The 22,042-nt window shown below is 73.7% G+C and carries 21 protein-coding genes and 1 pseudogene; 15 read left to right on the plus strand and 7 right to left on the minus strand.

Annotated features, from left to right (window positions below):
- Positions 1–3: 3 nt before the first annotated feature.
- Positions 4–1,548, minus strand: a complete 1,545-nt coding sequence (mptB, locus tag WCD41_RS13150) for a polyprenol phosphomannose-dependent alpha 1,6 mannosyltransferase MptB (protein WP_337713870.1) — start codon at positions 1,546–1,548, stop codon at positions 4–6.
- 68 nt (positions 1,549–1,616) lie between these two features.
- Here mptB and WCD41_RS13155 point away from each other — a divergent pair, with 68 nt between their 5' ends.
- Genes WCD41_RS13155 through WCD41_RS13185 form a run of 7 tightly spaced genes read left to right on the plus strand, consistent with a single transcriptional unit; the run spans position 1,617 to position 8,150 of the window.
- Positions 1,617–2,462, plus strand: coding sequence for a helix-turn-helix transcriptional regulator (locus WCD41_RS13155; protein WP_337713871.1), 846 nt, complete (start codon positions 1,617–1,619; stop codon positions 2,460–2,462).
- Entirely contained in the window at positions 2,459–3,910 is a 1,452-nt protein-coding gene (sufB, locus tag WCD41_RS13160) for a Fe-S cluster assembly protein SufB (RefSeq protein WP_337713872.1), read from the plus strand. The genes WCD41_RS13155 and sufB overlap by 4 nt, the downstream gene beginning before the upstream one ends.
- Positions 3,907–5,169, plus strand: coding sequence for a Fe-S cluster assembly protein SufD (sufD, locus tag WCD41_RS13165; protein ID WP_337713873.1), 1,263 nt, complete (start codon positions 3,907–3,909; stop codon positions 5,167–5,169). Before sufB ends, sufD begins: the two co-directional genes overlap by 4 nt.
- 47 nt (positions 5,170–5,216) lie before the next feature.
- A complete protein-coding gene (gene sufC / locus WCD41_RS13170; protein ID WP_337713874.1) occupies positions 5,217–5,996 on the plus strand; it encodes a Fe-S cluster assembly ATPase SufC in 780 nt (259 codons plus the stop codon).
- Entirely contained in the window at positions 5,993–7,297 is a 1,305-nt protein-coding gene (locus tag WCD41_RS13175; RefSeq protein ID WP_337713875.1) for a cysteine desulfurase, read from the plus strand. The genes sufC and WCD41_RS13175 overlap by 4 nt, the downstream gene beginning before the upstream one ends.
- Entirely contained in the window at positions 7,294–7,755 is a 462-nt protein-coding gene (sufU, locus tag WCD41_RS13180) for a Fe-S cluster assembly sulfur transfer protein SufU (protein ID WP_133828827.1), read from the plus strand. The genes WCD41_RS13175 and sufU overlap by 4 nt, the downstream gene beginning before the upstream one ends.
- Positions 7,752–8,150 carry a metal-sulfur cluster assembly factor gene (locus tag WCD41_RS13185; protein WP_337713876.1) on the plus strand — a complete coding sequence of 133 codons (399 nt, stop codon included), beginning with the start codon at positions 7,752–7,754 and terminating at the stop codon, positions 8,148–8,150. The genes sufU and WCD41_RS13185 overlap by 4 nt, the downstream gene beginning before the upstream one ends.
- A gap of 218 nt (positions 8,151–8,368) precedes the next feature.
- Here WCD41_RS13185 and WCD41_RS13190 read toward each other — a convergent pair whose 3' ends face one another.
- The 5 genes from WCD41_RS13190 to WCD41_RS13210 all read right to left on the minus strand — a co-directional run bounded on the left by WCD41_RS13190 (position 8,369) and on the right by WCD41_RS13210 (position 12,405).
- Positions 8,369–9,400: an adenylate/guanylate cyclase domain-containing protein gene (locus WCD41_RS13190; protein WP_337713877.1), complete on the minus strand. Its 1,032-nt coding sequence runs from the start codon at positions 9,398–9,400 to the stop codon at positions 8,369–8,371.
- On the minus strand, positions 9,397–9,843 hold the full coding sequence (locus tag WCD41_RS13195) for a universal stress protein (RefSeq protein WP_337713878.1): 447 nt from the start codon (positions 9,841–9,843) through the stop codon (positions 9,397–9,399). Before WCD41_RS13195 ends, WCD41_RS13190 begins: the two co-directional genes overlap by 4 nt.
- A 68-nt stretch (positions 9,844–9,911) precedes the next feature.
- Positions 9,912–11,156, minus strand: coding sequence for a lycopene cyclase family protein (locus WCD41_RS13200; protein ID WP_337713879.1), 1,245 nt, complete (start codon positions 11,154–11,156; stop codon positions 9,912–9,914).
- On the minus strand, positions 11,153–11,554 hold the full coding sequence (locus tag WCD41_RS13205) for a hypothetical protein (RefSeq protein WP_337713880.1): 402 nt from the start codon (positions 11,552–11,554) through the stop codon (positions 11,153–11,155). The genes WCD41_RS13200 and WCD41_RS13205 overlap by 4 nt, the downstream gene beginning before the upstream one ends.
- 77 nt (positions 11,555–11,631) lie before the next feature.
- A complete protein-coding gene (locus tag WCD41_RS13210) occupies positions 11,632–12,405 on the minus strand; it encodes an SDR family oxidoreductase (RefSeq protein ID WP_337713881.1) in 774 nt (257 codons plus the stop codon).
- A gap of 155 nt (positions 12,406–12,560) precedes the next feature.
- Between WCD41_RS13210 and WCD41_RS31125 the strand changes: the two are divergent.
- From WCD41_RS31125 to egtD, 8 genes and pseudogenes are all read left to right on the plus strand, one after another.
- Positions 12,561–13,106: pseudogene (locus WCD41_RS31125) on the plus strand (ATP-binding cassette domain-containing protein); the annotation flags it as partial.
- 123 nt (positions 13,107–13,229) lie between these two features.
- Positions 13,230–14,156, plus strand: coding sequence for an ATP-binding cassette domain-containing protein (locus tag WCD41_RS31130; RefSeq protein ID WP_373695138.1), 927 nt, complete (start codon positions 13,230–13,232; stop codon positions 14,154–14,156).
- Positions 14,157–14,314: 158 nt separating this feature from the next.
- Entirely contained in the window at positions 14,315–14,524 is a 210-nt protein-coding gene (locus WCD41_RS13220; RefSeq protein WP_133828818.1) for a helix-turn-helix domain-containing protein, read from the plus strand.
- A 108-nt stretch (positions 14,525–14,632) separates the two neighbouring features.
- On the plus strand, positions 14,633–16,495 hold the full coding sequence (locus tag WCD41_RS13225; protein ID WP_337713883.1) for an ABC transporter ATP-binding protein: 1,863 nt from the start codon (positions 14,633–14,635) through the stop codon (positions 16,493–16,495).
- Between the two features lie 219 nt (positions 16,496–16,714).
- Positions 16,715–18,052, plus strand: a complete 1,338-nt coding sequence (gene egtA, locus WCD41_RS13230; protein ID WP_337713884.1) for an ergothioneine biosynthesis glutamate--cysteine ligase EgtA — start codon at positions 16,715–16,717, stop codon at positions 18,050–18,052.
- Positions 18,049–19,428, plus strand: coding sequence for an ergothioneine biosynthesis protein EgtB (egtB, locus tag WCD41_RS13235; RefSeq protein WP_337713885.1), 1,380 nt, complete (start codon positions 18,049–18,051; stop codon positions 19,426–19,428). Before egtA ends, egtB begins: the two co-directional genes overlap by 4 nt.
- Before the next feature lies 1 nt (position 19,429).
- Entirely contained in the window at positions 19,430–20,224 is a 795-nt protein-coding gene (gene egtC, locus WCD41_RS13240; protein ID WP_337713886.1) for an ergothioneine biosynthesis protein EgtC, read from the plus strand.
- 92 nt (positions 20,225–20,316) lie between these two features.
- Positions 20,317–21,288: an L-histidine N(alpha)-methyltransferase gene (gene egtD, locus WCD41_RS13245; protein ID WP_337713887.1), complete on the plus strand. Its 972-nt coding sequence runs from the start codon at positions 20,317–20,319 to the stop codon at positions 21,286–21,288.
- On the opposite strand, the gene WCD41_RS13250 is transcribed toward egtD, so the two are convergent.
- Positions 21,239–22,018 carry a hypothetical protein gene (locus WCD41_RS13250; RefSeq protein WP_337713888.1) on the minus strand — a complete coding sequence of 260 codons (780 nt, stop codon included), beginning with the start codon at positions 22,016–22,018 and terminating at the stop codon, positions 21,239–21,241. The two genes, egtD and WCD41_RS13250, sit on opposite strands and share 50 nt — an antisense overlap.
- Between the last annotated feature and the right edge of the window lie 24 nt (positions 22,019–22,042).

Genomic DNA, 22,042 nt, shown 5'->3' on the forward strand with positions numbered 1-22,042 from the left:
AGCCTAGGTGGAGGGGGTGCGCGTCACGCGCCCACGCACCGCCGCCAGCGGGACCAGCGCGAGCAGCGCTGCCGCCGTGATGGCCATGGGGAGCTGGTAGGTGCGGAACGAGAAGTCGGCGCCGGTGGGCGGCACCAGCAGGGCGACGATGGCGCACACGGCGACGGCGAAGCCGCGGATCTTCGGGTTGCGCACCGACGCGGCGAGCGGGACGACGGCCCAGAGCAGGTACCAGGGGTGCAGGACGGGCCCGGCGAGGAACACCGCGCCGAAGCCGTAGCCCATGCCCGCGATCGCGTGCAGGCGCCCGTTCAGCACCATGAACACGAGCAGGACGCACACCAGCGCGGCGACGCCGAGCCCCGCGGCACGGGTGAGGTCGAGGACGGCGTCGGTGTGGTCGCCGAGACCGAGGATCCCGCCGAGCCAGCCGCCGAGCACCCCGAGGTCCGTGGTGACCGAGAGCCAGCTGCGCAGCAGGTTCGGCACGGCGAGGGCCTGGATCCAGCCGAAGCCCAGCCCGCTGCCCACCGAGACGGCGGCGACCGTGCCGAGCCCCAGCGCCGAGCACCCCGCGCCGTAGCGCACCAGCCGGGCGAACCCGCCCCCGCGCTCGTGGGCGACGTGCGCGGCGAGGAACCCGAGCGCCACGACCGCCGGGATCTTCCCGGAGGCGCCGAGCCCGATCAGCAGCGCGCCGAGCACCCAGGAGCGCCGCATGCCGATCTCCATGCCGGCGAGGACGACGCCCATCATGATCGCGTCGTTGTGGATGCCGCTCACCAGGTGGAACAGCACGAGCGGGCTGATCGCGAGCCAGAGCGCGGCGATCGGCTCGACGCCGGCCCGCCGCGCCAGGTGCGGCACCGCCCAGATCACGAGGCCCAGGGAGGCGAGCGCGAGGGCCCGGTGCAGGTAGACGCCCAGGACGATGTCGTCGCCCGCGATCGCCGTGATGAGACGTCCGAAGGACAGGAAGCCGGGCCCGTACGGCGACGGTGTGGTGCGCCAGATGGTCGGGATGCTCGCGACGAGGGGATCGGAGAGCCCGAGCGCCTGTGCGGCGCCGTAGATGTAGGGGTCGAAGCCCCGCGAGACGACCTCGGCCTGGGAGAGGTAGCCGTAGACGTCGGTGGAGAACAGGGGCGGCGCGACGGCGAGCGGCGCCATCCACATGACGAGGATCCGCGTCAGCTGGCGCACCGAGAGGCGCACACGGCCCGGCCAGGCGAGCCGCCCGAGCCAGAGCCACGCCAGCACGAGCATGCCCATGCCGATGTAGGCCAGCGTCAGCGACACCGTCGGCATGCGGCCCCAGAGGCCGAGCACCCGCGTGCCGAGCAGCGGGTTGTACGCCGGAGCGGGCGTCGCGCCGCACCCGAGCGCACCGACGGCCATCAGCAGCGCGCCCGTCGTGCCGAAGCGGCGCACCGTGCGGAGACGTCGCCGCTCGTCGGGCGTCGGCGGGGGAGGCTGCGCGCCCGGCGGGGTCACCGACGGCGACACGGCAGCGGGCACCGGCGCAGGTGCCTCCGCGGTGCCGGTCACGGGCGGGGACGATACCGAGGCCGTCCGCCGGCCCCGCCCGCCGTACCCCGGGGCGGCGTGCGGGTTAGGTGACCCTGCGTGAGTGCGATCACCTCGCCCGGTGCGGGGGTCCGCTTTGCCCGGCGGCGACAAATAAGCAAGACTGGTGTTGTCAAAAACAAGGCAGCCCTAACAAGAACGTGCAGGAGGTGAGGACCATGGTCGACGGTCACGACGGTCGGACGCGGGACCTCATCGTCCGCAGGCTCCTCGAGCACGGCCCGACCACGGCGATGGATCTCGCCGGGGTGCTGGGCCTGTCGGGGGCCGCGGTGCGCCGCCACCTCGACGCCCTGGTCGCCGACGAGACCGTCGCCACCCGCGACGCGCCCCGGGCCTCCGGCCGGGGACGGGGACGGCCGGCCCGTCAGCACCTGCTCACCGAGCAGGGCCGCCGGCGAGCCGGACGCGGCGAGGCCGACGTCGCCGAGCTCGCCGTCGCCGCGCTGCGCGAGCTGTCCGACGTGGCGGGGGAGGACGCGGTCCGCGCCTTCGCCCGCCGGCGCATCCTGGGGCTCCTCGAGACCCACCAGCACGAGATCGAGGGCGCGCCCGACCGCACCGAGCGGGTCGAGGCCCTGGCCGGGGCGCTGTCCCGGGAGGGCTACGCGGCGTCGTCGCGGCCGACCAGCTCAGGCGCGCAGCTGTGTCAGCACCACTGCCCGGTGGCCGGCGTGGCCGCCGAGTTCCCCCAGCTCTGCGAGGCGGAGACCGAGATCTTCGCCGAGCTGCTGGGGACCCACGTCCAGCGGCTGTCCACGATCGCGCGCGGCGACGCCGCGTGCACCACCCACGTGCCGCGACAGCAGCACGGACAGCCGCACGGACAGCAGGACCTCACCACCACCGACGTCAAGGGAAGGCAGGTCGTATGACCACCTCCGCGGAGCGGACCACCCCCACCGCCCCGGCCGAGCTCACCCAGGAGGAGACCCTCGCGGCGCTCGGGCAGTACCAGTTCGGGTGGCACGACAGCGACGTCGCCGGAGCGAGCGCGCAGCGCGGCCTCAACGAGGCCGTCGTGCGCGACATCTCGGACAAGAAGAGCGAGCCGGACTGGATGCTCCAGGCGCGGCTCAAGGCGCTCTCGACGTTCGAGAAGAAGCCGATGCCGCAGTGGGGTTCCGACCTCTCGGGCATCGACTTCGACAACATCAAGTACTTCGTGCGGTCCACGGAGAAGCAGGCCGCCTCCTGGGAGGACCTGCCCGACGACATCAAGGCGACCTACGACAAGCTCGGCATCCCCGAGGCCGAGAAGGCCCGCCTCGTCGCCGGCGTCGCGGCGCAGTACGAGTCCGAGGTCGTGTACCACCAGATCCGCGAGGACCTGGAGCAGCAGGGCGTCATCTTCATGGACACCGACACCGGCCTGCGCGAGCACCCGGAGCTGTTCGAGGAGTACTTCGGCTCGGTGATCCCGGCCGGTGACAACAAGTTCTCCGCGCTGAACTCGGCGGTGTGGTCCGGCGGCTCGTTCATCTACGTGCCCAAGGGCGTCCACGTGGACATCCCGCTGCAGGCCTACTTCCGGATCAACACCGAGAACATGGGCCAGTTCGAGCGGACGCTGATCATCGTCGACGAGGACGCCTACGTCCACTACGTCGAGGGCTGCACGGCGCCGATCTACTCGTCCGACTCGCTGCACTCCGCGGTCGTCGAGATCGTCGTGAAGAAGGGCGGCCGCTGCCGCTACACGACCATCCAGAACTGGTCGAACAACGTCTACAACCTGGTCACCAAGCGCGCCAAGGCCGAAGAGGGCGCGACCATGGAGTGGGTCGACGGCAACATCGGCTCCAAGGTGACCATGAAGTACCCGGCCGTCTGGCTGACCGGGCCGCACGCCAAGGGCGAGGTGCTCTCGGTGGCGTTCTCCGGCGAGGGCCAGCACCAGGACGCGGGCGCCAAGATGGTGCACCTCGCGCCCCACACGTCGTCGACGATCATCTCGAAGTCGGTGGCGCGCGGCGGCGGACGCACCTCGTACCGCGGGCTGGTCCGCGTGAACAAGGGTGCCCACCACTCGCGGTCGACGGTGAAGTGCGACGCGCTGCTGGTCGACACGATCAGCCGCTCGGACACCTATCCCTACGTCGACGTCCGCGAGGACGACGTGACGATGGGCCACGAGGCGACCGTCTCGAAGGTCAGCGAGGACCAGCTCTTCTACCTGATGTCCCGCGGCCTCACCGAGGACGAGGCCATGGCGATGATCGTGCGCGGGTTCGTCGAGCCCATCGCGCGCGAGCTCCCCATGGAGTACGCGCTCGAGCTCAACCGCCTGATCGAGCTGCAGATGGAGGGCGCTGTCGGATGACCGACACTCCTGTCGCTTCCACCGGGGGCGGTTCGACGACCGCCCCCGGCGCCCCGGTCCTCGACGTGGACCCCGGCATCAAGACCGCGTCGTCACCGAAGATCGCTCCGTGGGAGGAGCGGCACACCTCCTACGACGTCGAGTCCTTCGAGGTCCCGCGCGGGCGCGAGGAGCAGTGGCGGTTCACGCCGCTGCGCCGCCTGCGCGGGCTGCACGACGGCTCGGCGTCGGCGGACGGCGCCGTCGGGGTCACCGTGCGCACCGGGTTCGGTGACAACGAGGGCGACCTCGCCGGCACGGGCACGAAGCACGAGACGGTGGGTCGCGACGACGCCCGCCTCGGCGACGGCGGCATCCCCGCCGACCGCGTCGCGGCGCAGGCGTGGTCGTCGTTCACCGAGGCCCACGTGGTCACGGTGAACGAGGCGCGCTCGGACGACGAGCCGCTCACGATCACCGTCACCGGTCCCGGCGAGGGGTCGAGCGCGTACGCGCACCTGCAGCTGCGCCTCGAGCACCACGCCGAGGCCGTGGTCGTCCTCGACCACCGCGGGTCGGGCACCGTCGCCGCCAACACCGAGTTCGTCGTCGCCGACGGCGCGAAGCTCGAGGTCGTCGAGGTGCACGACTGGGCCGACGACGCCGTCTACGTGGGCGCGCAGCACCTGTCGGTGGGCCGCGACGCGACGATCCGGCACACGTCGGTGACGCTCGGCGGCGACCTCGTGCGCCTGTCCCCGGTCATCAACTACCGGGCGCCCGGCGGCGACGTCGAGCTCGACGGCCTCTACTTCGCCGACGGCGGTCAGCACTTCGAGCAGCGCCTGCTCGTCGACCACTCCGTGGCCAACTGCCGGTCGCGCGTGATGTACAAGGGCGCGCTGCAGGGCATCGAGGGGGGCACCGCGGCCCACACCGTCTGGATCGGCGACGTGCTGATCCGCAAGGCGGCCGAGGGCACCGACACGTACGAGCTCAACCGCAACCTGCTGCTGACGGACAACGCCCGCGCCGACTCGGTGCCGAACCTCGAGATCGAGACGGGCGAGATCGTCGGCGCCGGCCACGCCAGCGCCACGGGAAGGTTCGACGACGAGCAGCTGTTCTACCTGATGGCGCGGGGGATCCCCGAGGCCCAGGCACGCCGTCTGGTCGTCCGCGGCTTCTTCGGCGAGGTCATCCAGAAGGTCCGCGTGCCGGCGCTGCGCGACCGCCTCGAGGCGGCCATCGAGGCCGAGCTCGAGGTCGTCGGCGTCTGAGCCGGCGCTGATCCCCCCTTCCACCACGTACTGCTGAAAGAGGCTTGATGTCCACCCTCGAGATCCGCGACCTGCACGTCGAGGTCGAGACCGAGTCCGGCCCCAAGGAGATCCTGCGCGGGGTCGACCTCACCGTGAGCTCGAACGAGACCCACGCGATCATGGGTCCGAACGGCTCCGGGAAGTCGACGCTCGCGTACTCGATCGCGGGCCACCCGAAGTACACCGTCACCCGGGGCCAGGTCCTCCTCGACGGCGAGGACGTCCTCGAGATGGCCGTCGACGAGCGGGCCCGCGCCGGGCTGTTCCTCGCGATGCAGTACCCCGTCGAGGTGCCCGGCGTCTCGATGTCGAACTTCCTCCGCTCGGCGGCCACCGCCACGCGCGGCGAGGCGCCGAAGGTGCGGCACTGGGTCAAGGAGGTCAAGGGCGCGATGTCCGACCTCGACATCGACCCGGCGTTCGCCGAGCGCAGCGTCAACGAGGGCTTCTCGGGCGGCGAGAAGAAGCGCCACGAGGTGCTGCAGATGGCGCTGCTCAAGCCGAAGATCGCGGTCCTCGACGAGACCGACTCGGGTCTCGACGTCGACGCCCTGCGCGTCGTGTCGAAGGGCGTCAACGACTACAAGGCGGCCTCGGACGTCGGCATCCTCCTGATCACGCACTACACGCGGATCCTGCGCTACATCGCGCCGGACAAGGTCCACGTGTTCGTGAACGGCCGCGTCGCCGAGTCCGGCGGGCCGGAGCTCGCCGAGGAGCTCGAGGCCAACGGGTACGAGCGCTTCACGGGCGCCGCGGCCGAGAAGGAGGAGCAGCCGGCATGACCGCTCTCGCACCCACCGCCGCCGGGGGTGCGACCCTGGATGTCGCGAAGATCCGTGCGGACTTCCCCATCCTGAGCCGCACCGTCCGCGACGCGAAGCCGCTGGTCTACCTGGACTCGGGCGCGACCTCGCAGCGCCCGCGGCCGGTGCTCGACGCCGAGCGCGCGTTCCTCGAGACGTCCAACGCCGCCGTGCACCGCGGCGCGCACGCCCTCGCCGAGGAGGCCACCGACGCCTACGAGTCCGCCCGCGAGCGGATCGCGGCGTTCGTGGGCGCCGACGTCGGCGAGATCGTGTTCACCAAGAACGCGACCGAGGGGATCAACCTCGTCGCGTACGGCATGAGCAACGCGTCCGTCGGTGACGGCGTCGAGGCGGCCGCCGAGCGCTTCCGTCTCGGGCCGGGCGACGAGGTCGTCACCACCGAGATGGAGCACCACGCCAACCTGGTGCCCTGGCAGGAGCTCTGCCGGCGCACCGGCGCGACGCTGCGGTGGTTCTCGGTGACGTCCGACGGGCGGCTGGACCTCGAGGACGACCCGATCACCGAGCGCACCAAGGTCGTCGCGTTCACCCACCAGTCCAACGTGCTGGGCACCGTCCCGCCGGTGGAGGAGCTGGTGCGCCGGGCGCGCGCGGTCGGTGCGTACACGGTGCTCGACGCCTGCCAGTCGGTGCCGCACGCGCCGGTCGACCTGCACGCGCTCGGCGTCGACTTCGCGGCGTTCTCCGGGCACAAGATGCTCGGGCCGTCGGGGATCGGCGTGCTCTACGGGCGTCGCGAGCTGCTCGAGGCGCTCCCGCCGTTCCTCACCGGCGGCTCGATGATCGAGCTGGTGCGCATGGAGGGCTCGACCTACGCGCCGCCGCCGGCGCGTTTCGAGGCCGGCGTGCCGATGACGTCGCAGGCCATCGGCCTCGGCGCGGCCGTCGACTACCTCTCCGCGATCGGCATGGACGCCGTGAAGGCCCACGAGAACGAGCTCACCGGCGCCGCGCTGGTGAAGCTCCAGGACCTGCCCGGCGTCAGGATCATCGGCCCGCGCAGCACCGAGGCCCGCGGCGGGGCGGTGGCCTTCGAGATCGAGGGCATCCACCCCCACGACGCGTCGCAGGTGCTCGACGACTCCGGCATCGCCGTGCGCGTCGGGCACCACTGCGCGTGGCCGCTGCACCGGGCGTTCGGCGTGCAGTCGTCGATCCGCGCGAGCTTCCACGTGTACAACACGCTCGACGAGGTCGACGCGCTGGTGGCGGGCGTGCGCCGCGCGCAGGAGTTCTTCGGAGTGGTGCCGTCGTGAAGCTCGACTCGATGTACCAGGAGATCATCCTGGACCACTACCGCAACCCGCACGGCCGCGGGCTGCGCGACCCGTTCGAGGCCGAGGTCCACCACGTCAACCCGACCTGCGGCGACGAGGTCACCGTCCGCGTGCACCTCTCCGGCGGCGAGGGGCGCGACGCCAAGGTCGAGGACCTCTCGTACGACGCGCTGGGCTGCTCGATCAGCCAGGCGGCGACCTCGGTGGCCTACGACCTGCTCGTCGGGCACACCGTCGGCGAGGCGTTCGAGACCCTCGACGCGTACCAGGAGATGGTGCAGGGTCGCGGCAAGGTCGAGCCGGACGAGGACGTGCTGGACGACGCCGTCGCCTTCGCGGGCGTGGCGGCCTACCCCGCGCGCGTGAAGTGCGCCCTGCTCGGCTGGCTGGCGTTCAAGGACGCCGTCGCCCAGGCTCAAGCTGGAGGTAACCCATGACCGAAGAGACCGTTCAGCGCGGCGCGGCCGGGATGCCCGAGGCCCCGGCCCCGAGCGCGGACCTGCCCTCCTACGACGACCTCGAGGAGGCCATGCGCGACGTCGTCGACCCCGAGCTCGGGATCAACGTCGTCGACCTCGGCCTGCTCTACGGCATCGACGTGCACGGTGACGACGCCGGCCCGGTGGTCACCCTCGACATGACGCTGACCTCGGCGGCGTGCCCGCTGACCGACGTCATCGAGGACCAGGCCCGCGCCGCCCTGACCCAGGGCCCCGGCGGCGGGCTGGCGAACGACGTGCGCATCAACTGGGTCTGGATGCCGCCGTGGGGTCCGGACAAGATCACTGACGACGGCCGCGAGCAGCTCCGCGCGCTCGGCTTCACCGTCTGAACGACCCTCCGGGGAACGAACGGCGCTCTCGCTGCTTCCGTAGCAGCGAGGGCGCCGTTCGCTCGTCGAGGCCGCGTTGCCGGCGCGAGCGGCACGTTCGGCAGGCCCGGACACCGGGTGATCATGCGCAACGTGCCGGTCGCGGCGCCGCGATCACCGGCGCCCGGTGATCAACGCGGAGTTCGCGCGCCTAGAAGCAGCGAACAGCACGTTCGCTGCTACCCACGCCGCTCGCGCACCACGTGCGGGCGCAGGTGGCGGTAGCCGCGGACGGCGACGCCGGGCACGGAGCGGATGTCGAGGTCGAGGTCGGTCGCGCGCAGGGCCTCGGTCATGTCCTCGTCGACGAGCACCGTGCCCGGGCGCGCCTCGGACGTCAGGCGGCTGGCGATATTCACGACCGGCCCGTAGACGTCGCCGTACCGGGGCAGGACCTCCCCGAGCGCGAGGCCCACGCGCAGGGTCAGGCGCTCCTCGCCGTCGGGGACCTCCTCGTGGAGGCGGAAGGCGATGTCGACGGCGTCCTCGACCCGCTCGCACACGAAGAGGATCTCGTCGCCGAGGGTCTTGACGATCCGGCCCCGACCCCGGGCGACGACCTCGGCGGACACGGTCTCGAAGCGCTCGAGCACCGCCCGCAGCTCGACCTCGTCGATCTTGCGGGACAGGCTGGTGAACCCGACGATGTCGGCGAAGCCCACGACCATGCGGTTCTCCGCCGGACCGTCGCCGTCGGGGCGCGCGAGCGTCGAGAGCATGCGTCCGGCGGTGACGGCGAGGTGGCGGCGCCAGACGTAGGACTGCAGCCGCTCGAGGGTCGGGACCAGCGCCTCGACGGCGTCGGCGATCGCGTCGGGGTCGTGCGCGAGCCCCGCGTCGGCGATCGTGCGGCGCACCAGCGTGGCCTGCCACTCGGCGAGGCGCCCCAGGCCCTGGCCGAGCGCGCGGGCGACGGCGAGCTCCTCGGCCTCGTCGAAGGTGTCCTCGTCGAGCAGGCGTCCGGAGAGCTCGAGGGCGTCGACGTCGGCCTCGGCGAACCCGCGCACGTCGTCGGGCGTCGCCGGGAACCCGAGGGCGCTCCAGAGGCGCGCCGTGTGCTCCGGGGTGAACCCGGTGCGCTCCTGGACCTCGCCGCGGGTCATGGTCCGGGGACCGCGCAGGAGCAGGTCCTCGATCCGCTCCTGCGCCCGCGCCCACCGCTGCGGGTCGGCCCCGGTGGGTGGGGACGCGGGTTCCGGACCCGCCGTCACGTGGTGTGGACGATGAGCACGTCGCTGCCGGCGCGCCGCGAGATCCCCTGCGGGACCGAGCCGAGCAGGCGACCGGCCAGGCTGTTGAGGCCACGGTTGCCGACGACGACGAGGTCGGCCTTGCGGTCGGTGACGACCTCGGTGACGCGCTCGATGGGGTCGCCCTCGACGGCCACCGTGTCGATCTCGACCGAGCCCTTGGCGGCGGCCCGCTCGCGGGCGTCGCGCAGCGTCTCCTCGGCGGGCGTCGACCCGACGACGTGGAAGGCCGCGTCCTCGCCGAGCGCCTGCTGGGCCTCGCCGGTGGACCTCGCCGGCTTGTAGGCGCAGATGATCAGGAGCAGGGCCCCGCTGTCGGCCGCGATCGTCGCCGCGCGGTCGACGGCCCGGTACGACGACTCCGAGCCGTCCGTGCCGACGGCCACGGTCTGGTAAGCACCCATCGCGGAGAATCCCTCCTCCTCGGTGGCGGGTCACGAACCCGTCACGATTACGGTTCGCGAGCGTACCGCTACTGCTCCGTTCGGACGCTCCTGGCCCCGAGCAGCGTTCCCCTGATCAGGTGGCCGCGCAGCCGTGGGGTCAGTCGTCCGAACAACGACGTCATGGCCGCCACCGATGCGCCGACGTCCTCGCGGGCGTTCAGGTAGGCGCGCCGGTGGGTCGGCGGGAGCGCGAAGAAGCGGTCGAAGAACGCCGGCACCTCGCCGGGTGGCATCGCGAGCAGCGTCTCGAGCCCCCGCCGGCGCAGCGCGTGCACGGTCACCGCGGCGGGGGAGCGGACCACCCGCCGGGCCGCCCGCGCGACGCCGACGGGTTCGGTGCCGCCGCGCAGCGTGTCGGCGAGCACGGTCGCGATGCGCGGGGCCAGCTGCAGCGACGTCGCGAGGCTGAACCCGGACGCGGGGTGCACGAGCGGGTCCGCGGCCCCGACGGCGAGCACCCCGGACGGGGAGCGGTGCCGCGGCGAGTCGACGGGGAAGCGCACCTTCTCTGTGTCGGCGGGGTCGTCGGGGATCTCGGCGTCGGACAGGCCCGCGGCGCGCAGCCGGGCCCGCAGCCGCGCGCGCAGCTCGGGCATCGGCAGCCCCGGCCGGCGCGCGAGCGAGGTCTCCTCGAGCAGCACCCGCTCGTCGTCGAGGGGCACCGCGTACAGGAACGTCGGCCACCCGGGACGTCCGTGCGCGGGCCGCCAGTCCATGAACAGCAGGCGGTCGCCGCTGACCCGGGCGGCCACCGCGCGGGGGACGACGACCCCGAACGCCGTCTGCTCGGCGCGCGGGCGTCCGCCGTCGAGCTCCCGGGCCGTGCCGCGGCGCGCGAGCACCTGGCGGGCGCCGGTGGCGTCGACGACGACGCGGGCGGTGATCGTGCTGCCGTCCTCGAGCAGCAGCGCCGGGTGCCGGCCGACCCCGGCCGGGGTGGCGCCGACGGCGCGGGCCCGGCGGACGGCCACCGCGGGGTCGGTGAGGTGCTGCTGGAGCGCCGCGGTGTCGAGCACGGCGTACTCGTCGTCGAGGTCGTGGGTGCGCTGCGCGATCGCCACGCCGCGCCCGCGGGCCGCGACGATCTCGCCCGGCAGGTCGTCGGGCAGCTCGTGGGCCCACGCGCCGTAGGTGTGGGTCCACGCCCGCTGCGGGCGGGGGTCGACGAGCAGGGTGCGCAGGTCGCGGGCGGCGCAGGACCGCGCGAGCGACCGGCCGGCGGGTCCCGCGCCGGCCACGACGACGTCGGCGACCGGGGCGGGGGGGCTCACCGGTCGCGATCGTTCTCGGTCTCGGCGCGGGCCATCTCCTCGAGCGCCGCGCGGTCGGCCTTGGCACGCGCGTTCCAGCGGCGCATCTCGGGCGGGTAGCCGGTGACCGTGACGTCGTGGCACGCGACCTTCACCGAGCGCGCCAGCTTCTGCGCGGCCCGCGGCGACCCGACGCGCCGGCGGGTCCACTCGCCGTCGAAGGCCACCGCGACGACGGTGGTGTCGGTGGCCGTGGTCTCCGGCTCGATGTAGAACGCCACGCCCTCGCGGCTCTTCGCGAAGGCCTTGAGGTGGTCGAGGTCGGCCGGCCCGGCCTCGCGGTCGAGCACCTGGCGGACGCCCTCGCCGCCCACCCCGCCGGAGCCACCGCCGCGACGCCATCTGCTGAAGAGCCCCATGCCGCGCTCACCTCCTGGTCACCCTCATTGTGCCGGTGTCCGGTTGAGATGCCCGTGGGGTTCGGATCCCGGGTGGCTCACGCGTTCCCGGTGGCCAGCATCCCGCCGTCGACGCGCACGGTCTCCCCGGTGATCCACGACGCGTCGTCGGAGACGAGGAACCCGACGAGCGTGGCGACGTCCTGCGGCGTCCCCAGCCGCTTCATCGGGTAGCGGGACGCGACCTCGTCCTCGCCGTGGGCGTAGAGGGCCTCGGCGAACTTCGTCTTCACCACCGCGGGCGCCACGGCGTTCACCCGGATCGTCGGCCCGAGCTGGAAGGCGAGCTCCTCGGTCAGGCGGATGAGGGCGGCCTTCGACGCCCCGTAGGCGGCGATCACGCCGCTGGAGCGCAGCCCGCCCACCGACGCCATGTTGACGATCGCGCCGCCGTGCTCGCCCATCCACGCCCGGTGGGCCTCCTGGACGAAGCCGAGGGCCGCGACGACGTTGATCTCGAAGATCTTCGACACGGCGCCGAGGTCGGCGTGTACGAGGGGTCCGTACTGCGGGTTGATGCCGGCGTTGTTGACGAGGACGTCCAGCGACCCGAACCGCTCGACGGTGGCGTCGACGGCCGCCGCCCGCGCCGCGGCGTCGCCGGCGTTGCCGGGGAGGGCCAGCACGCGGTCCGGCGCGCCGAGCGAGGCGGCGGCCTCGTCCAGCTCGGCCTGCTTGCGCGCCGTGATCGTCACCGCGGCGCCGCGGGCGAGCAGGTGGCGCGCGACCCCGAACCCGATGCCGCGGCTCGCGCCCGTGACGAGGGCGGCGCGCCCGGCGAGGTCCTGGGCAGGGGGAGTGGCGTCGGTCATGGCCGCACCCTAGAGCGGCGCGCACCGGCGGGCCGGCAGATCGACGCCGGTACAGTGGAGGGGTCCGCGTGGCGCCCCGTAGCGCCCGCCACCGACCTCCCCGAACCTCTCAGAGGACCTCCACCGTGATCACCGCGTCCGAGCTCGAGCTGCGCGCCGGCTCCCGCGTCCTGCTGGCCGGGGCGACGCTGCGCGTCCAGCCGGGCGACCGGATCGGGCTGGTCGGCCGCAACGGGGCGGGCAAGACGACGACGCTGCGCTGCCTCGCGGGCACCGGCGAGCCCTACGGCGGCACGATCCGCTCCACCGGGCCGGTCGGTTACCTGCCCCAGGACCCGCGCGAGGGCGATCTCACCGTGCTCGCGCGCGACCGGGTGCTCTCGGCCCGCGGGCTCGACGAGCTGCTGCGCGAGATGGAGAAGACCCAGACCGCGATGGCCGAGCTCGCCGACGACGCGGCGCGCGACCGGGCCATCGCCAAGTACGGGCGCCTCGAGGAGCGCTTCGCCGACCTCGGCGGCTACGCCGCGGAGAGCGAGGCCGGGCGGATCTGCTCGAACCTCGGCCTGCCCTCCCGCGTACTGGCCCAGCCGCTGCGCACGCTCTCGGGCGGGCAGCGCCGGCGCGTCGAGCTCGCCCGCATCCTGTTCGCCGCCAGCGGTGACGCCGGGGGCAACGCGGGCACCACGCTGCTGCTCGACGAGCCCACCAACCACCTCGACGCCGACTCGATCGGCTGGCTGCGCTCGTTCCTGCAGGCCCACGAGGGCGGGGTCGTGGTCATCAGCCACGACACCGAGCTCATCGACGCCGTGGTGAACAAGGTGTGGTTCCTCGACGCCACCCGCGGCGAGCTCGACGTCTACAACATGGGCTGGAAGAAGTACCAGCAGGCCCGTGCCGACGACGAGGCCCGCCGGCGCCGCGAGCGCGCCAACGCCGAGAAGAAGGCGGGCGCGCTGCAGGTGCAGGCCGCGAAGATGGGGGCGAAGGCCACCAAGGCGGTCGCGGCCAAGCAGATGGCGCGACGCGCCCAGGCCATGCTCGACGGGCTGGACGAGCAGCGCGTCGACGACAAGGTGGCGCACATCCGGTTCCCCGCGCCCGCCCCGTGCGGCCGGGTGCCGATGACCGCCGAGGGCCTGTCGAAGACCTACGGCTCGCTCGAGGTGTTCACCGGCGTCGACCTCGCGGTGGACCGCGGGTCGCGGGTCGTGATCCTCGGCCTCAACGGCGCCGGCAAGACCACGCTGCTGCGTATTCTCGCCGGGGCCGAGACGCCCGACACCGGGGAGGTCCAGGCCGGCCACGGCCTGCGCACCGGGTACTTCGCGCAGGAGCACGACACCCTCGACATGGCGCGATCGGTCTGGGAGAACGCCCGCAGCGCCGCCCCGGACACCCCTGAGCAGCAGCTGCGCACGCTCCTCGGCGCGTTCATGTTCACCGGCGAGCAGCTGGAGCAGCCCGCCGGCACGCTCTCCGGCGGCGAGCGCACCCGCCTCGCGCTCGCCGGTCTCGTGTCGAGCGCCGCGAACGTGCTGCTGCTCGACGAGCCGACCAACAACCTCGACCCGGCGAGCCGCGAGAAGGTGCTCGACGCCCTGCGGCGCTTCGAGGGCGCGGTGGTGCTCGTGACCCACGACCCGGGTGCGGTGGAGGCCCTCGAACCCGAGCGGGTGATCCTGCTCCCCGACGGGACGGAGGACCATTTCTCTGCCGACCATCTCGAACTGGTCGAGCTCGCCTGAGGTTTGTGCACCTCCCGAAGGATCAGACAAACGGACCTCGATCACGCCGATCGGCCGAACCGCTTACCGATCACGGGAATTGTGCCGTGGCGCACACCCCTCCGAACGATCATCATGGGTCGACCGGACCTGCGGTCGGACGAGGGGTGGAACACGAGATGGCCGACCTGAAGAAGGGTGCGCGGATCACCGGCACCCAGCGCGACAAGCTCGCCAATGACCTGAAGAAGAAGTACGAGAAGGGCGCGAGCATCCGTTCGCTGGCCGAGTCGACCGGACGTTCGTACGGATTCGTGCACCGCGTGCTCTCCGAATCGGGGGTCACGCTGCGCGGGCGCGGGGGCGCCACGCGCACCAAGAAGAAGTAGCGGGCCCGCCCCGCGCGGCGGGGTTCCCTCCACCTCGGACTTGACCTCCACCAAGGTCGAGGTCGCACGCTCGCGGGGCACACGGTCCTCGAGCGACGGGAGCGGGCGATGGACGCCTGGTCGTTGATGCAGTCCGCGGCGCAGGCGGACAGCGTGCCGCGGTCGGTGCCCAAGGGGACACTGCCGCGCATCTGGCGCTTCGCCGCGCGTCACCACCGGACGCTGGCGGTGTTCCTGCTGCTGTCGACGGCCTCGGCGGTGATCGGCGTGGCCACCCCCGTCCTCGCCGGGCGGGTCGTCTCCGCGATCACCGAGCGCTCCGCGCCGTCGGTCGTGGTGACCATCGCGCTCGTCATCGCGGGTCTCGCCGTGCTCGACGCGGGGCTCACCCTCGGCGAGCGCTGGCTGTCCGCCCGGATCGGCGAGGGGCTGATCTACGACCTGCGCCGGGCGGTGTTCGCGCACGTCCAGCGCATGCCGCTCGCGTTCTTCACGCGCACGCGCACCGGCTCGCTCGTCAGCAGGCTCAACAACGACGTGATCGGGGCCCAGCGCGCCTTCACCTCGACGCTCTCCGGCCTCGTCACCAACGTCATCCAGCTCGTGCTGGCCGTCGTGGTCATGGTGGCGCTCGCCTGGCAGGTCACGCTGCTGGCGCTGATCCTGCTGCCGATCTTCGTGCTGCCCGCGCGCCGGATGGGCCGGCGGATCGCCGCGCTGCAGCGCGAGTCGGCGGACCTCAACGCCGCCATGACCGGGCAGATGACCGAGCGCTTCTCCGCCGGCGGCGCCACGCTGGTGAAGCTCTTCGGCCGCCCCGAGGCCGAGGCCGACGAGTTCGGTGACCGTGCCGACCGCGTCCGGGGCGTCGGCGTGCGCACGGCGATGGTCAACCGCGTCTTCCTGACCTGCCTGACCCTCGTCGCCGCGCTCGCGCAGGCGCTGGTCTACGGCCTCGGCGGGTGGCTCGCCGTCACCGGGCGCCTCGACGCCGGCACGGTCGTCAGCCTCGCGCTGCTGCTCACGCGCCTGTACTCGCCGCTCACGTCACTGGCCAACGCCCGGATCGACGTCATGAGCGCCCTCGTCAGCTTCGAGCGGGTCTTCGAGGTGCTGGACCTGCAGCCGGCCCTGACCGAGCCGGAGCACCCCACCCCGCTGGCCGCCGGCCCGCTCGGGGTGACGATGGACCGCGTCCGGTTCACCTACCCCGCGGCCTCGGCGGTGTCGCTCGCCTCGCTGGAGGAGGTCACCCGTCTCGAGGAGCGCCCCGACCACGAGGTGCTCCACGGCGTCGACCTGCACGTCGAGCCGGGGCGGATGCTCGCCCTGGTGGGCCCGTCCGGTGCCGGGAGGTCGACGATCGCGTCGCTGATCCCGCGCCTCTACGACGTCGACAGCGGGAGCATCGCGGTCGGCGGGGTCGACGTGCGCGAGCTCTCGTTCGCCGACCTGCGCGACGCGGTGGGCGTCGTCACCCAGGACGGGCACCTGTTCCACGACACGGTCCGGGCCAACCTGCTCTACGCCGCGCCCGACGCCACGGACGCCGAGCTGCGCGAGGCGATGGTCCGGGCACGGCTCGGCGAGCTGCTCGACGCCCTGCCGGCCGGGCTCGACACCGTCGTGGGGGAGCGGGGCCACCGGCTCTCCGGCGGTGAGCGCCAGCGGCTCACGATCGCGCGCCTGCTGCTGGCGTCGCCCCGGGTCGTGATCCTCGACGAGGCCACCGCGCACCTGGACTCGGAGTCGGAGCACGCGGTGCAGGAGGCGCTCACCGAGGCCCTCGTCGGGCGCACGTCGGTGGTGATCGCCCACCGCCTCTCGACGGTCCGGGCGGCGGACACCATCGCCGTCGTGGAGCACGGGCGGGTCGTCGAGCAGGGCACGCACACGTCGCTGCTCGAGCGGGGCGGCCGGTACGCGGACCTCTACCACACGCAGTTCGCCCCGTCGCGCGCCGTCGCCTGAGCGATCACTCACTGTGACCTTCGCATCGCGGCCAATCGTTCTCGGACCTCCTGCGGGTCGCCCGACCCGCGTGTAGCGTCGCTGAGAGTCCGTGTGCGTCTGCAACAGCGACCCCGGTGATCACTGCCGGTGTCGGTCGATCAGGGAGGCTCCGTGCCGGCTCCGACACCTTCCGTGCGCTCCGGCGCGGGCGGCGTGTCGACCGCGGCTCGTGATCGCGTGGCGATCGACCCCAACGGCCCGCTGCCGGACCGCGCCGCGGCCGAGGCCTACGTCGCGTCCGTGTGCTTCAAGCACGGTCCGCCGCGCCTCGTCGGCACCGAGCTCGAATGGCTCGTGCGCCACGACGACGACCCCGCCCGCCCCCTCGACCCCGCCGTGCTGGCCCGTGCCCTCGGACCGCACGCGCCCGGCACCCTCACACCCCACGCGCGCACCAACGGCTCCGGCCCCGCGCCCCTCCCCGCAGGCGGCACGGTCACCGTCGAGCCCGGTGGCCAGGTGGAGATCGCCAGCCCGCCGCTGCCGACCGTCGGCGCCCTCGTGCGCGCCGTCCGCACCGACGTGGCCGGCCTGCACACCCTGCTCGCCGCCGAGGGGCTGACCACCGTGCCGCGCGCGAGCGACCCGCTGCGTCCCCCGCGCCGCCTGCTCCGGATCCCGCGCTACGCGGCGATGGAGGCGACGTTCGACCGCATCGGCCCGCACGGCCGCACGATGATGTGCTCCACCACGGCGGTGCAGGTCTGCGTCGACGCGGGGGAGGGTGACGACGTCGCCCGGCGCTGGGCAGCCCTGCACGAGCTGGGCCCGGTCCTGCTCGCCGCGTTCGCCAACTCCCCGGCCGTCCACGGTCGCCGCACCGGGTGGAAGTCGTCCCGCTGGGCCGCGTGGATGGCGCTCGACCCCGAGCGCACCGGCCCGCCCCGCACCTTCGGTGACGACCCGGCCTCCGAGTACGCCCGCCGCGCGCTCGACACCCGGCTGCTCTGCCTGCGCCGGGACGGGGCGTGGGACGCGCCCGACGTCACGTTCGCCCAGTGGATCGACGGCGGGCTCGCCCCCGCGCCCGTCCGGGCGGACCTCGACTACCACCTCACGACGCTCTTCCCGCCCGTCCGGCCGCAGGGCCACCTCGAGGTCCGCTACCTCGACCAGCAGGCGGGCGACGAGTGGGTCGTCCCGCTGGTCGTCGTCGCGGCGCTGATGCAGGACCCGGACACCGTGGCCCGCGCCCGCGCCGCGGCGGAGCCCGCCGTCGACCGCTGGACCGCCGCGGCGCGGTACGGCCTCGCCGACCGCGTGCTGCGCCGCGCCGCGGGGGACGTGTTCGCGCAGGCCCACCGCACGCTCGCCGGCCCGGCGTTCGCCGACCTCCCGTCCGACGTGCACGAGCTCGTCGACCGGTTCATCACCGAGCGGGTGCTGCGGGGCCGCTGCCCCGCCGACGACCCGCTCGACGCGGCCGAGGACGTCCTCGCTTCCGGCCCGCCGTCGGACGAGCCGCTCGAGCCCGACGATCCCGACGTCCCCCTCCTCGGAGGTGAGCACGCATGACCGCCACGACCCCCGGCAGCACCGACCGCACCGGCCGCACGGACCGCACCGCTCTGCGCCACCGCCTCGCGGCCGAGCTCGCGGCGGCCCGTGCCCGGACGCGGTCGCTGACGCACGACGTGTTCGGCAGCGACCACCCGGACCTGACCCGCCAGCACTCCCCGCTGATGTCGCCCCTGCACTGGGACGTCGCGCACATCGCGAACATGGAGGACTACTGGCTGGCGCGCCGGGCGGCGCCCGACGCGGACCTCGTCGCCGGCGTGCGCGAGGACATCGACCACCTCTACGACGCGTTCACCAACCCGCGCGCCGGCCGTCCCGCGCTGCCGCTGCTCGACCCCGCCGGCGCCCGGGTCTACGGCGACCGGGTGCGCGAGCGCGCCCTGGAGCACCTCGAGGCCGCAGCGTTCGACGAGCGCCGCACCCTCGCCGACGGCTTCGTCTTCTCGATGATCGTGCAGCACGAGCAGCAGCACGTGGAGACGATGCTCGCCACCCACCAGCTCCGCGCCGGCGCGCCCGTGCTGCACGCGGACCCGCCGCCGGCGTCGTCGGTGCCCGGACTGCCGGGCACCGAGGTGTTCCACGCCGGTGCGGAGTTCCTGATGGGGACCTCCACCGAGCCCGCCGCGCTCGACAACGAGAAGCCCGCCCACCCCGTGCGGGTCGCGGACTTCTGGCTCGACGCCGCGCCGGTCACCAACGCCGAGTACGCGCGCTTCGTCGACGCCGGCGGGTACCGCGACCGGTCGCTGTGGTCGGACGCCGCCTGGGAGCACATCACCGCCGAGGGCTGGACCGCGCCGATGACCTGGGAGCAGGTCGAGGGGGTGTGGCACCGGACGTCGTTCGGGGTGCGCGAGGCGATCGGGGACGTGGCCGACCAGCCCGTCCTGCACGTGAGCTTCGGCGAGGCCGCCGCCTACGCCGCGTGGGCCGGCAAGCGCCTGCCGACGGAGGTCGAGTGGGAGTTCGCGGCCCGCCACGACCCCGCGACGGGCACCACCCGCCGCTTCCCGTGGGGTGACGACGACCCGACGCCCGAGCGCGCCAACCTCGACCAGCGCCACCTGCAGCCCGCGCCCGTCGGCGCCTACCCGGCCGGCGCGTCGCCGCGGGGCGTCCACCAGCTGATCGGCGACGTCTGGGAGTGGTGCGACTCGGGGTTCGAGGGCTACCCGGGCTTCGAGCCGTTCCCGTACAAGGAGTACTCCGAGGTCTTCTTCGGCGGCGACTTCCGCATGCTGCGCGGCTCGTCGTTCGGCGTCGGCACCCCGAACGCGCGCGCGACGTTCCGCAACTGGGACCTGCCGATCCGTCGCCAGATCTTCTCCGGCTTCCGCTGCGCCCGCTCCGTGTCCCGGTCCGCCTGAGGTGTGCCGCCACCTGGCCCACGTGGGCCCGACGCCGGTCACGCTGGCGTCGCTGCTGACCGAGCCGGAGCACTCCCTGCTCGTGCAGAGCTACGCGCCGTCCGACATGCGGGGCGGCGGCACGGTCAACGCCGACGGGTTCGGGGCGGGCTGGTATGTGAGCGAACTTCGGGGCTATAGCACCGAAGTTCGCTCACATACGGAGCCGGTGCTGTATCGGCGCGACGACCCGATGTGGACCGACGCGTCGTTCCTCGACGTCGCACGTGGGGTGGAGACGACCGCGCTGGTGGCGGCCGTGCGCTCCGCCACGGTCGGGATGCCGGTGTCGACCGCGGCGTGCGCGCCGTTCCGGGCGGACGGGCTCCTGTTCAGCCACAACGGCGTCGTCCGCGGCTGGCCCGACAGCATGGCCGACCTGGCCGCGACGCTGCCCGCGCTCGACCTGCTCACCCTCGAGGCCGCGACCGACTCGGCCCTGCTCTGGGCCCTCGTCCGGGCGCGCCTGTCCGCCGGCAAGGACGTCGCCGACGCGGTCGCGGGCGTCGTCGCCGACACCCTGGCCGCCGCCCCCGGCTCGCGCCTGAACCTGCTGGTCGGCGACGGCGGGCAGATCGTCGCCACCGCCGTCGACCACGCCCTGTCCTACCGGACCCACCCCGACGGTGCCGTCACCGTCGCCTCGGAGCCCCTGGACCCCGACCCCTCGTGGGTCCCGGTGCCCGACGGATCGCTGCTCGTCGCCCGGCCGGGCGGCGTGCACGACCCGCCCTCCGTCGCCGTGTCGCCGCTGTAGACCCAGCGCTGCCGGCTGCCCTTCCCGACGCCGTGAAGGCCGCGCGCGCCCGACCGGCGCGTGCCCCGACCCCAGGACGTGACCCGACACCGATGAGCCTGCCCGCGCTCGACGTACACCTCACCGCCGAAGACGCCGACGCCGCCCTGCGCGCCGACGCCCGCCGTGGCCTGACCTCGACCCCCAAGGTGCTCACCCCCCAGTGGCTCTACGACGCCCGGGGCAGCGAGCTGTTCGAGGAGATCACCGCGCTGCCGGAGTACTACCCCTTCACCGCCGAGCGCGAGGCCCTCACCGAGCACGCCGACGCGATCGCCCGCACCGCGGCCGCCGACACGCTGGTCGAGCTCGGCTCGGGGTCGTCGTCGAAGACGCCGGTGCTGCTCGACGCCCTGCACCGGGCCGGGACCCTGCGCCGCTACATCCCGGTGGACGTGTCGCCCTCCGCGCTCGAAGACGCCGTGCCGGGGCTGGTCGAGGCCTACCCGGGGCTCGACGTGCACGGCGTCGTCGCCGACTTCACCAGCGACCTGCGCAGCGTGCCGCGCGACGGGCGCCGCCTGGTGGCGCTGCTCGGCGGGACGCTCGGCAACTTCGAGCCCGCCGGCCGCCAGGCGTTCCTCGAAGCGCTCGCCGACGCCCTCGACCCGGGGGAGGCGTTCCTCGTCGGCACCGACCTCGTCAAGGACGAGGCGACCCTCGTCGCGGCCTACGACGACCCGCAGGGCGTCACCGCGGCGTTCGACCTCAACGTGCTCTCGGTGCTCAACCGCGTGCTGGGCGCCGACTTCGACCCGGACGGCTTCGAGCACCTCGCCGTGTGGGTGCCGCAGTCCAGCCGCATCGAGATGCGGCTGCGGGCCCGGCGGCCCATGCACGTGCGGGTGCCCGAGCTCGACCTCGCGATCGACTTCGCCGAGGGCGAGGAGATGCGGACCGAGATCTCCACGAAGTTCACCCGCGAGCGCGTCCGGGACGAGCTGGCCGCCGCGGGGTTCTCCCACGACGGGTGGTTCACCGACCCGCGGGGCCGGTTCGCGCTGTCCCTGGCCGTGCGGCGCTGACGGGACTGGCCGGGCTCACGGGGCTGACGGGCACGAGGGGGGACGACAGCCCCGGCGAGAGGCCCGTGGCGAGCGACGACGCCACCGAGGACACGGTCGCCGAGGGGGCCCTGTCCGCGCTCGGGGCCGTGATGCCGCGCGGGGCCATCGCCGACAGCGGTGCACCGCTGGGCATCGGGACGTCCGCGGGGGTGCCGTCGTCTCTCCCGTCGGCGGTGCCGTCGGCGGCGGCGTCCCCGTCCGGCCCGGTGCGTTCCGGGACCGGCTCCTCGACGACCCAGCTGCCGTCGACGGGACGCCGGGCGAGGGTGGGGCCGGCGGTCAGCGCCTCGACCGACACCGCCTGCAGGCGCAGCCGGGCCCGGGCGACGTGACGCGGCGCCCCGTGCACGACGACGGCCACCACCAGCCGCTCGCCGTGCGGGTCGGGCACGGCGAGCAGGACGTGGTGGTGGCCGTCGTCGGTGCTCACGGTCAGCTCCGTGAGCTGCGGTGAGACCGCCGAGGCGGCCTGCACCATGTCGGCGTGCGCCGCCCCGAGCAGGTCGAGGTCGGCGAACGCGGGCCCGGCGCCCGGGTCGGCCGGATCGCTCGCGTAGCCGTCGAGGATCAGGCCGCTGTCGACGTCCACGAGGGTGGCGGCGACGATGCGGCGGTCGTCGAGCAGCGGGCGGAGCACCGCCGACAGCCCGTCCGACCGCACGCACGTCAGGTGGCGGTGTCGCCCCACCCTCGCGGCTCCCCTCGGTAGTGA

The sequence above is a fragment of the Actinomycetospora aeridis genome (assembly GCF_037400275.1).
Classification (GTDB): Bacteria; Actinomycetota; Actinomycetes; order Mycobacteriales; family Pseudonocardiaceae; genus Actinomycetospora; species Actinomycetospora aeridis.

Bases quoted from the DNA above. Each gene is read 5' to 3' on its own strand.
- WCD41_RS13175 (WP_337713875.1), top strand. From the start codon at position 5,993: ATGACCGCTCTCGCACCCACCGCCGCCGGGGGTGCGACCCTGGATGTC.
- sufB (WP_337713872.1), top strand. From the start codon at position 2,459: ATGACCACCTCCGCGGAGCGGACCACCCCCACCGCCCCGGCCGAGCTC.
- WCD41_RS13220 (WP_133828818.1), top strand. From the start codon at position 14,315: ATGGCCGACCTGAAGAAGGGTGCGCGGATCACCGGCACCCAGCGCGAC.
- egtD (WP_337713887.1), top strand. From the start codon at position 20,317: ATGAGCCTGCCCGCGCTCGACGTACACCTCACCGCCGAAGACGCCGAC.
- WCD41_RS13210 (WP_337713881.1), bottom strand. From the start codon at position 12,405: ATGACCGACGCCACTCCCCCTGCCCAGGACCTCGCCGGGCGCGCCGCC.
- WCD41_RS13185 (WP_337713876.1), top strand. From the start codon at position 7,752: ATGACCGAAGAGACCGTTCAGCGCGGCGCGGCCGGGATGCCCGAGGCC.
- WCD41_RS13205 (WP_337713880.1), bottom strand. From the start codon at position 11,554: ATGGGGCTCTTCAGCAGATGGCGTCGCGGCGGTGGCTCCGGCGGGGTG.
- egtB (WP_337713885.1), top strand. From the start codon at position 18,049: ATGACCGCCACGACCCCCGGCAGCACCGACCGCACCGGCCGCACGGAC.
- WCD41_RS13225 (WP_337713883.1), top strand. From the start codon at position 14,633: ATGGACGCCTGGTCGTTGATGCAGTCCGCGGCGCAGGCGGACAGCGTG.
- WCD41_RS13195 (WP_337713878.1), bottom strand. From the start codon at position 9,843: ATGGGTGCTTACCAGACCGTGGCCGTCGGCACGGACGGCTCGGAGTCG.
- sufC (WP_337713874.1), top strand. From the start codon at position 5,217: ATGTCCACCCTCGAGATCCGCGACCTGCACGTCGAGGTCGAGACCGAG.
- sufD (WP_337713873.1), top strand. From the start codon at position 3,907: ATGACCGACACTCCTGTCGCTTCCACCGGGGGCGGTTCGACGACCGCC.